The sequence below is a fragment of the Citrobacter sp. Cf132 genome (assembly GCF_030333885.1).
Taxonomy (GTDB): Bacteria; Pseudomonadota; Gammaproteobacteria; order Enterobacterales; family Enterobacteriaceae; genus Citrobacter; species Citrobacter freundii.
Genome location: NZ_JAOWFA010000067.1, coordinates 61,669 through 72,501, shown reverse-complemented (window position 1 = coordinate 72,501; position 10,833 = coordinate 61,669). Strand labels below are relative to the sequence as shown.

Genomic DNA, 10,833 nt, shown 5'->3' with positions numbered 1-10,833 from the left:
TTCTTTAAGGTAAGGAGGTGATCCAACCGCAGGTTCCCCTACGGTTACCTTGTTACGACTTCACCCCAGTCATGAATCACAAAGTGGTAAGCGCCCTCCCGAAGGTTAAGCTACCTACTTCTTTTGCAACCCACTCCCATGGTGTGACGGGCGGTGTGTACAAGGCCCGGGAACGTATTCACCGTGGCATTCTGATCCACGATTACTAGCGATTCCGACTTCATGGAGTCGAGTTGCAGACTCCAATCCGGACTACGACATACTTTATGAGGTCCGCTTGCTCTCGCGAGGTCGCTTCTCTTTGTATATGCCATTGTAGCACGTGTGTAGCCCTACTCGTAAGGGCCATGATGACTTGACGTCATCCCCACCTTCCTCCAGTTTATCACTGGCAGTCTCCTTTGAGTTCCCGGCCGGACCGCTGGCAACAAAGGATAAGGGTTGCGCTCGTTGCGGGACTTAACCCAACATTTCACAACACGAGCTGACGACAGCCATGCAGCACCTGTCTCAGAGTTCCCGAAGGCACCAAAGCATCTCTGCTAAGTTCTCTGGATGTCAAGAGTAGGTAAGGTTCTTCGCGTTGCATCGAATTAAACCACATGCTCCACCGCTTGTGCGGGCCCCCGTCAATTCATTTGAGTTTTAACCTTGCGGCCGTACTCCCCAGGCGGTCGACTTAACGCGTTAGCTCCGGAAGCCACGCCTCAAGGGCACAACCTCCAAGTCGACATCGTTTACGGCGTGGACTACCAGGGTATCTAATCCTGTTTGCTCCCCACGCTTTCGCACCTGAGCGTCAGTCTTTGTCCAGGGGGCCGCCTTCGCCACCGGTATTCCTCCAGATCTCTACGCATTTCACCGCTACACCTGGAATTCTACCCCCCTCTACAAGACTCTAGCCTGCCAGTTTCGGATGCAGTTCCCAGGTTGAGCCCGGGGATTTCACATCCGACTTGACAGACCGCCTGCGTGCGCTTTACGCCCAGTAATTCCGATTAACGCTTGCACCCTCCGTATTACCGCGGCTGCTGGCACGGAGTTAGCCGGTGCTTCTTCTGCGAGTAACGTCAATCGCTGCGGTTATTAACCACAACGCCTTCCTCCTCGCTGAAAGTACTTTACAACCCGAAGGCCTTCTTCATACACGCGGCATGGCTGCATCAGGCTTGCGCCCATTGTGCAATATTCCCCACTGCTGCCTCCCGTAGGAGTCTGGACCGTGTCTCAGTTCCAGTGTGGCTGGTCATCCTCTCAGACCAGCTAGGGATCGTCGCCTAGGTGAGCCGTTACCCCACCTACTAGCTAATCCCATCTGGGCACATCCGATGGCAAGAGGCCCGAAGGTCCCCCTCTTTGGTCTTGCGACGTTATGCGGTATTAGCTACCGTTTCCAGTAGTTATCCCCCTCCATCGGGCAGTTTCCCAGACATTACTCACCCGTCCGCCACTCGTCACCCAAGGAGCAAGCTCCTCTGTGCTACCGTTCGACTTGCATGTGTTAGGCCTGCCGCCAGCGTTCAATCTGAGCCATGATCAAACTCTTCAATTTAAGTTTGATGCTCGTGAATTAAACTTCGTAATGAATTACGTATGTTCACTCAGAGACTTGGTATTCATTTTTCGTCTTGCGACGTTAAGAATCCGTATCTTCGAGTGCCCACACAGATTGTCTGATAAATTGTTAAAGAGCAGTTGCGACGCGCTTTAGCGCTCTGTCGCGAGGTGGCGTATATTACGCTTTCCTCTTTCAGAGTCAACCCTCATTTTCAGGTTTTTCTCTTCAACCGGACCGGCTGTTTGTGTGAAGTGATTCACATCCGCCGTGTCGATGGAGGCGCATTATAGGGAGTTTCCTGCGGCCCGCAACCCTTAAATGACAGAAAAATGACTGACTGCTGTAATCCCCAGCAAAACCCCGCCTTATACCCATTTACACACAGAGTTATCCACAATCGTAAGAGAATTAGCGGCCAGCATCGGTGAAAAGTGGAAAAAGAGATAAGGAAATGTCTATATAGAAAGAAATTCGCTCTACGTTATATAAAGAAGAAAAGTACAGGCAACCCATGCTCCGTAATCCCTACCACCTTTGAATTACGCCCCCATCAGGCGATAATACCCGTATAAACCGTGATTCCAGGACCGTGATGAGACACACTCTGCAACGTACTGCTATACGCAAACGCCCGATGAAGCTCGGCACTACCGTGATCCTCATGGTCAGTGCGGTACTCTTCTCTGTGCTACTTGTCGTTCATCTGATTTATTTCTCACAAATCAGCAATATGACGCGTGATGCGCTAGCAGGTAAAGCGCTTGCGGCCGCACGAACGCTGGCGAACTCTCCGGAAATTCGCCAGGGGCTAATGAAAAAGCCCGAAGAAAGCGGCATTCAGGCGATTGCCCAGGCGGTGAATAAGAGTAATGACTTTTTGTTCATCGTCGTCACCGATATGCAGAGCATTCGTTACTCCCATCCCGAAGCGCAACGAATCGGCCAGCCGTTTAAAGGCGATGACATTTTGCTGGCCCTGCAAGGCAAAGAGAATGTCGCCATTAATCGCGGTTTTCTGGCTAAAGCACTGCGCGTGTTTACCCCCATCTATGACGAGAACCACCGGCAAATTGGCGTGGTGGCGATAGGTCTTGAGCTAAGCAGAGTGGCTGAACAGATCAATAACAGTCGCGGCAGCATCATCTGGTCCATCTTATTTGGCGTACTGGTTGGGCTACTCGGTACATGGATATTTGTTAAAGTCCTTAAGCGCATTCTGTTTGGCCTGGAGCCTTATGAAATCTCCAATCTGTTCGAACAACGCCAGGCGATGTTGCATTCTATAAAGGAAGGCGTCATTGCCGTTGACGAGTGCGGTGAGGTCACGCTGATAAACCAGGCGGCGCAGGAGCTGTTGGATTACCACAAATCACAAGACGATGCCCAGCTCTCCACGCTCAGCCACGCGTGGTCACAAGTGGTCGATTTTTCACAGGTACTACATGATGGTACGCCGCGTCGCGATGAAGAGATCATGGTGAAGGATCGACTACTCTTGATAAACACGGTTCCGGTGCTTAGCAACGGTAAAATCATCGGGGCCATTTCAACCTTCAGAGACAAGACTGAAATCCGAAAATTGATGCAGCGTCTGGACGGAATGGTCAACTATGCCGACGCACTTCGTGAACGATCCCACGAATTCATGAATAAGTTGCACGTGATTCTGGGATTATTGCATCTGAAAAGTTATAAGCAGCTTGAAAATTACATCCTGAAGACCGCAAACAATTATCAGGAAGAGATTGGCTCACTGTTAGGAAAAATTAAATCCCCGGTGATCGCAGGATTTTTACTCAGTAAGATTAATCGCACATCTGATTTAGGCCATAGCCTGGTGATCAGCAATGAAAGCCAGTTGCCAGAAAACAGCAACGAAGATCAGGTGGCTGTGCTGATTACCGTTCTGGGGAATTTAATTGAAAACGCCCTGGAAGCGCTAGGTCAAGAACCCGGGGGCGAGATCAGCGTATCCTTGCATTATCGACACGGCTGGTTGCATTGCGAAGTGAATGACGATGGTCCGGGGATCGCCCCCGAACACATTGAGCACATCTTTGAGAAGGGCGTTTCGTCAAAAGGAACCGAACGGGGCGTTGGTTTAGCACTTGTTAAACAACAGGTTGAAAACGTTGGCGGCAATATTTCCGTCGAGTCTGAACCTGGGATTTTCACCCAATTTTTTGTACAGTTACCGTGGAATGGTGAGAGGGCCAGCAGATGATCAATGTCTTAATTGTCGATGACGATGCAATGGTAGCGGAATTAAATCGCCGTTATGTCGCGCAGCTCTCCGGGTTTCATTGCTGCGGCACAGCCTCCACGCTGGAGAAAGCGAAAGAGATAATCTTTCATAGCGGTCATCATATCGACCTGATTTTGCTTGATATTTATATGCAAAAAGAAAACGGTCTGGATCTGCTGCCCGTTCTGCACAGCGAAGGATGCAAGTGTGATGTCATTGTCATCTCCTCCGCCGCTGACGCAACGACCATCAAAGACTCCCTACACTATGGTGTCGTTGACTACCTGATCAAACCTTTTCAGGCATCCCGTTTTGAAGAGGCGCTTACCGGGTGGTTACAAAAGAAAAACGAAATGGAAAAGCATCAGTACTATGAACAGTCTGAGCTTGACCAGTTGATTCATGGAAGTTCCTCTAATGAGCAGGAAGCGCGGCGCTTACCTAAAGGGTTAACGCCACAAACATTACGCACGCTATGTCAGTGGATTGATGAACATCAGGATCAAGAGTTCTCCACCGATGAACTGGCTAACGAGGTCAATATCTCGCGCGTCTCATGTCGTAAATATCTTATCTGGCTTGTAAATTGTCACATCCTATTTACCAGCATCCATTATGGCGTAACCGGTAGACCGGTTTATCGTTACCGCGTTCAGGCTGAACATTACTCCTTGCTTAAACAATATTGCCAATAAATACATGTTGGGATTATTTGTTATTTGAAAGTAACAATTATTAAAATAATGAAAAATCCCTATTTTGCTGACTCACGCTTCAAATTATAAATTTGCGTTAGATCAAATATATTTGTATCCAGCATGTTAAATGCATTATTTTAATATTGATTAACGTCACACTGTTTTTAATTTCAAAATCGCTAACAAAAGTTAATTAAGTATTATCTAACTCGCAGAGTGTGTATTTTTACCCATAAAGGATTAGTCTGAAATTAACCACACATACAAAATCTAGACTGGTAGCAATGGAGACCATGCTACGTACCATGGACACCGTACATTTTTGTGAGCAAGTAAAAGTATCCGCACGCCAACCTCATTACATCATGAAAAGGCGCGAGCGTGATCACATAAATAACCCACTCACCCATTCTGTCGGTGGTTCACGTAATAGCGGAAAACGCAAAACCGATAAATTACAGCGTCAACCGCAGCTTTCCATACCCAGCCCTGCTTCCCATCGCCTGAGGATTCTCTCCTCTGATCAACACCACAGAAAAAAGCTAAATATCACCATAATTTTAAGAAAACATTCTAGCAAGACATTTGAACATTAATCGCAAATACGGACATATCGAATACTGACCATTTTTTGATGCCTATTCCGGCAAAAAAAAATGTGGCACAGATCCATTTTTCAAAAATTGACTGGGTTTTTCGCGAGGGTAAAAAAATGTTATTTAGTATACAACTTCTCATAATATTAATATGTTTGTTTTATGGTGCCAGAAAGGGCGGTATCGCGCTGGGTTTATTAGGCGGTATCGGCCTGGTCATTCTGGTTTTCGTTTTTCATTTACAGCCGGGTAAACCGCCTGTAGATGTTATGCTGGTTATTATTGCCGTGGTCGCCGCATCGGCAACGTTGCAAGCCTCTGGTGGTCTTGACGTTATGCTGCAAATTGCTGAAAAGCTGCTGCGCCGTAACCCAAAATACGTTTCCATCGTCGCTCCGTTCGTAACCTGCACGCTGACGATTCTCTGCGGTACAGGCCACGTGGTGTACACCATCCTGCCAATCATTTATGACGTTGCCATTAAGAACAATATTCGCCCGGAACGTCCGATGGCGGCGAGTTCTATCGGTGCGCAGATGGGGATTATCGCCAGCCCGGTTTCCGTGGCCGTGGTGTCACTGGTCGCTATGCTGGGTAACGTAACGTTTGAAGGCAAGCATCTCGAATTCCTCGACCTGCTCAGCATCACCATCCCGTCTACCCTGCTGGGTATCCTGGCGATCGGTATCTTCAGTTGGTTCCGTGGTAAAGATCTGGATAAAGATGAAGAATTCCAGAAGTTCATTTCCGTACCTGAAAACCACAACTATGTTTATGGCGATACCGCCACACTGTTAGACAAAAAGCTGCCGAAAAGCAACTGGCTGGCTATGTGGATCTTCCTTGCCGCTATCGCCGTTGTTGCCGTGCTTGGCGCGTTCTCTGAACTGCGTCCTACCTTCAGCGGCAAACCGCTGTCGATGGTACTGGTCATCCAGATGTTCATGCTGCTGACCGGTGCGTTGATTATTATCCTGACGAAGACCAATCCCGCTTCAATATCTAAAAACGAAGTCTTCCGTTCCGGTATGATCGCGATTGTGGCGGTGTACGGTATTGCCTGGATGGCTGAAACAATGTTCGGCGCGCACATGACGGAAATCGAAGGTGTGCTGGGCAATATGGTGAAAGAGTATCCGTGGGCCTATGCAATTGTTCTGCTACTGGTTTCTAAATTTGTAAACTCCCAGGCAGCGGCACTGGCGGCGATTGTTCCGGTCGCGCTGGCAATCGGGGTTGATCCAGCGTACATCGTGGCTTCCGCTCCGGCATGTTACGGTTACTACATTCTGCCGACTTACCCAAGCGATCTGGCGGCGATTCAGTTTGACCGTTCCGGCACCACCCACATTGGCCGCTTCGTTATCAACCACAGCTTTATTCTGCCTGGTTTGATCGGCGTAAGCGTATCCTGTGTCTTTGGTTGGATCTTCGCCGCAATGTACGGTTTCCTGTAATTACAGTTCGCGTGCCGTCCGCTTTGGTACGGCACGCCACCGTTAAGACACAGAGAATTTTAAAATTCCTGAGAAAAATGAAAAGGCTGGAAGCAAATGTCAAACGTTGAATTCACTTACCAGGCGGCTTTCCCACTGGGGGAAGACAAAACTGAGTACTACCTGCTGACATCCGATCACGTCAGCGTTGGCGAGTTTGAAGGCGAAACAATCCTGAAAGTAGCTCCTGAAGCACTTACGCTACTGGCCCAACAAGCCTTCCACGATGCCTCCTTCATGCTCCGCCCAGAACACCAACAGCAAGTCGCCTCAATCCTCCATGATCCGGAAGCCAGCGAAAACGATAAGTATGTCGCGCTGCAGTTCCTGAGAAACTCCGAAATCGCCGCCAAAGGCGTGTTGCCAACCTGCCAGGACACTGGTACGGCCATTATCATGGGGAAAAAGGGTCAGCGTGTTTGGACCGGTGGCGGCGACGAAGCGGCACTCTCCAAAGGCGTATTCAATACCTATATTGAAGATAACCTGCGCTACTCGCAAAACGCGGCGCTGGATATGTACAAAGAAGTGAATACCGGCACTAACCTGCCCGCGCAAATCGATCTGTACAGCGTAGACGGCGACGAATACAAATTCCTGTGCGTGGCCAAAGGCGGCGGTTCCGCGAACAAAACCTACCTGTATCAGGAAACCAAAGCGCTGCTGACTCCCGGGAAACTGAAAAACTTCCTGGTGGAGAAAATGCGTACGCTGGGTACTGCAGCTTGCCCGCCGTACCATATTGCATTTGTCATTGGCGGCACGTCAGCGGAAAGCACCCTTAAAACGGTGAAGCTGGCCAGCACGCACTACTATGACGCACTGCCGACTGAAGGTAACGCGCATGGCCAGGCGTTCCGTGATCTGCAACTGGAACAGGAACTGCTGGAAGAAGCGCAGAAACTCGGTCTCGGCGCCCAGTTTGGCGGGAAATACTTCGCGCACGATATCCGCGTGATCCGTCTGCCTCGCCACGGCGCGTCCTGCCCGGTTGGTATGGGCGTCTCTTGCTCCGCAGACCGTAACATTAAAGCCAAGATTAACCGCGAAGGGATCTGGATTGAAAAACTTGAACACAATCCGGCTCAATACATTCCGGAATCCCTGCGCCAGGCCGGCGAAGGCGAAGTGGTCAAAGTTGACCTCAACCGCCCAATGAAAGAGATCCTTGCCCAGCTCTCTCAATACCCGGTTTCTACCCGTCTGTCGCTGAGCGGCACTATCATTGTCGGTCGCGACATCGCCCACGCGAAGCTGAAAGAACGTATTGAGTCCGGCGAAGGTCTGCCACAGTACGTGAAAGATCATCCGATCTACTATGCGGGTCCAGCCAAAACCCCTGCGGGTTATCCGTCCGGCTCTTTAGGCCCAACCACCGCCGGTCGTATGGACTCCTATGTTGACCTGTTGCAGTCTCACGGCGGCAGCATGATCATGCTGGCAAAAGGTAACCGTAGCCAGCAGGTAACTGACGCCTGCCACAAACACGGCGGCTTCTACTTAGGCAGCATCGGTGGTCCGGCAGCGGTATTGGCGCAGCAGAGCATTAAGCATCTGGAATGCGTGGAATACCCGGAGCTGGGTATGGAAGCGATCTGGAAAATCGAAGTAGAAGATTTCCCGGCTTTCATCCTGGTCGATGACAAAGGCAACGATTTCTTCCAGCAAATCGTCAGCAAACAATGCGCTAACTGCGCGAAGTAACCCCATTCGGCCCGGCACTGGACTGACACCCGTTTTTTGGCGTCAGTCCAGTGATCCCCCCGGGCCTCCTTTATCCCCCCATTTACTGACCTTGAATTTTTGCTGCGCACAGGGAATAGTGACCTTTTCCATTACTTGTGAATTCGCAATGCTTCGTACCCTGAACGTCACAATTTTGCACACTGGCGCGCTACTACTGGTGCTGATTCTTATATACACCGGTACCTCTGCCTCGGAGAAAATCACCTGGCTGATGGAAGTCACGCCAGTCATTATTGTCGTCCCGTTATTGCTGGCGACTAAAAAACGGTATCCGCTGACGCCAATGCTCTACACGCTCATTTTCTTGCACGCTATCATTCTGATGGTCGGCGGTATGTATACCTACGCCAAAGTTCCCGTCGGTTTTCAGGTTCAGGAATGGCTGGATCTCAGTCGTAACCCGTATGACAAGCTGGGTCACTTCTTCCAGGGACTGGTACCTGCACTGACGGCAAGAGAGATTTTAGTGCGCGGTGATCGTGTTCGTGGCCGCAAAATGCTGGCATTTTTGGTCTGCTGTGTAGCGCTGGCGATTAGCGCGATGTATGAGCTGATCGAATGGTGGGCGGCGCTGGCGATGGGCCAGGGAGCTGATGATTTTCTGGGTACGCAAGGCGACCCGTGGGATACCCAGTCGGATATGTTCTGCGCCCTGCTCGGCGCGCTAACGACGGTGCTCGTGCTGGCAGGGTGGCACAACAGACAGTTAAAAATTGCCGGATAGTGCTAACGCTTATCCGGCAATCTGCCCTACCCATTACGAGATTTGATAACCAGAATCGGCAAGGCGAACAGCAGCGTCAGAAAGTTCGCCATGCTGACAGCGGTATCTTCAATCAATAACCCATAAGCCAGCCACAACACCAGCCCGCACACAAACATCACATACATTAAACCGGAGATACCCTGGGTGTTGCGGGTGGTAATAACCTTAATCGCCTGCGGTAAAAAAGAGAGCGTCGTCAGCGTTGCCGCCAGATAGCCAATCCAGGAATGCCACTCCATAGCTACGCCTTCACATCGCTGGCCACTACCACCGGAATCTCCGGGGTATTCGACTGCTTGACGGGCGACGGCACTTTTCGGTATTTATCCAGCAGGTGGATCTGAATCTTACGCAGCAAATCGCCATTCAACCGGTAGTAACGGAAATAGAGCGCGAGTGTCACAACGAAGAAGAGCGTGGGCAGCGCGATCATAATGAACTGCATGCCGAGGATGGTCTCAGCAGATTGCGTCGCATTCGGAACATAACCAATCAACCCCAGCACCACCGCAATAAAGAAAGCGGAAAATGCCGAACCACCTTTGACCACCATCGTCTGCACGGCATAGGCAATACTCTCGCAGCGGACGTTAAACTTGTATTCACCATAATCTACGGTGTCCGCCACCATAATCACCTGAAGTACCCAGAACAATGCCGTACCAATGTTCAGAAGGATCCCTGCGGTAACAATCAGGAAAGTATTGTGGAATCCCCCCAATGCCATAATCAGCAATACGCCTGCGCTGAGAACTGGCATAACCGAAGCGCCAGCCCACAGTACCCGGCGAGAAAGCGCCTTTGACAGACGGGGAAAGAGAATCAATGTCAGCAAGTTAGCTGCTCCGGCATAGGAGAGGTAGTATGGGAAAAGGTCAGCATCACCCACCACGTAGGTGAAGTAGTAAATCGCAAAACCTGTAATGATATTGGACGCCACGTTGTAAGCCAGCGCCATCCCCAGCAGGCAGGAAAGCTGATCGTTTTTGTAGATAAGCGCAAGGATTGATTTCAGCGTCAGCCGGGTGCTGTCTGCGGTAGCTTCGCTGTCAGAGGAATACACTTCATGCACATTGCGCAAGGTTACGAGGGTAGAAACAATAAAAAATGCGATCAGCACCAGCGTAAACATCTGAAAACCGAACCCGCGATCCGCGCCGCCAACATAGTTTACAAAGGGTAGCGTCACGCCCGCGGTGACAAACCCTGCAAGGCTGGCGAAAAAACGAGGGAACGGCACCAGTTGTTCACGTTCGCGTTTATCCAGCGTAATCGTGGGGACCAGCGACCAGAATGGAATATCCATAATGGTGTAGGTCATCCCCCACAATATGTACGTCACACAAACAAAAACGATTTGCGCCGTCCCCTCAAACAGATGTGCGCTAAAGAGCAAAAACAGCACCAACGAGTTCGCCAGCGTACCGAGTAAGATCCAGGGTTTAAATTTTCCCCAACGCGACCGGGTGGCATTCACTATCCACCCCATCACCGGATCGTTAAACGCGTTCCATATTTTTGCCACCAGGAACAAGGTTCCGACGACGCCCACCGATAATCCCACCACGTCGGTGTAGTAATACATCAGGTACATGTACACAATACCGATGGCGAAATCCTTACCGAACGCTCCAAATCCGTAACTGAGTTTTGTTGTCAGAGAGATGCTCATAGGGTATCGGGTCGCTGTTACCAGCGCCCGCCTTCTGTAAGAGGAAACGTCAGAGG

General features: G+C 50.2%; 7 protein-coding genes and 1 rRNA gene. 5 read left to right on the top strand and 3 right to left on the bottom strand.

Annotated features, from left to right (window positions below; all coding sequences use genetic code 11):
• Nucleotides 1-10: 10 nt before the first annotated feature.
• Nucleotides 11-1,552, bottom strand: a 16S ribosomal RNA gene (locus OGV85_RS18900).
• Nucleotides 1,553-2,150: 598 nt separating this feature from the next.
• On the opposite strand from OGV85_RS18900, the gene OGV85_RS18895 reads away from it, so the two are divergent.
• From OGV85_RS18895 to OGV85_RS18875, 5 genes are all read left to right on the top strand, one after another.
• Nucleotides 2,151-3,782 (top strand): sensor histidine kinase, encoded by a 1,632-nt coding sequence (locus OGV85_RS18895; RefSeq protein ID WP_061547523.1) that lies wholly within the window; start codon nt 2,151-2,153, stop codon nt 3,780-3,782.
• Entirely contained in the window at nt 3,779-4,498 is a 720-nt protein-coding gene (gene dcuR / locus OGV85_RS18890) for a two-component system response regulator DcuR (RefSeq protein WP_061547522.1), read from the top strand. Before OGV85_RS18895 ends, dcuR begins: the two co-directional genes overlap by 4 nt.
• 715 nt (nt 4,499-5,213) lie before the next feature.
• On the top strand, nt 5,214-6,554 hold the full coding sequence (gene dcuB, locus OGV85_RS18885; protein WP_003031873.1) for an anaerobic C4-dicarboxylate transporter DcuB: 1,341 nt from the start codon (nt 5,214-5,216) through the stop codon (nt 6,552-6,554).
• 96 nt (nt 6,555-6,650) lie between these two features.
• The gene (gene fumA, locus OGV85_RS18880; RefSeq protein WP_061547521.1) at nt 6,651-8,297 is read left to right on the top strand and encodes a class I fumarate hydratase FumA; all 1,647 of its coding nucleotides are present in this window, start codon (nt 6,651-6,653) and stop codon (nt 8,295-8,297) included.
• Nucleotides 8,298-8,445: 148 nt separating this feature from the next.
• Nucleotides 8,446-9,063, top strand: coding sequence for a DUF2238 domain-containing protein (locus OGV85_RS18875; protein ID WP_061547520.1), 618 nt, complete (start codon nt 8,446-8,448; stop codon nt 9,061-9,063).
• 26 nt (nt 9,064-9,089) lie between these two features.
• Here the strand turns inward: OGV85_RS18875 and OGV85_RS18870 are convergent, their stop codons facing one another.
• The gene (locus tag OGV85_RS18870) at nt 9,090-9,344 is read right to left on the bottom strand and encodes a SemiSWEET transporter (protein ID WP_061547519.1); all 255 of its coding nucleotides are present in this window, start codon (nt 9,342-9,344) and stop codon (nt 9,090-9,092) included.
• A 2-nt stretch (nt 9,345-9,346) separates the two neighbouring features.
• Entirely contained in the window at nt 9,347-10,777 is a 1,431-nt protein-coding gene (gene melB, locus OGV85_RS18865) for a melibiose:sodium transporter MelB (RefSeq protein WP_061547518.1), read from the bottom strand.
• Nucleotides 10,778-10,833: the final 56 nt, after the last annotated feature.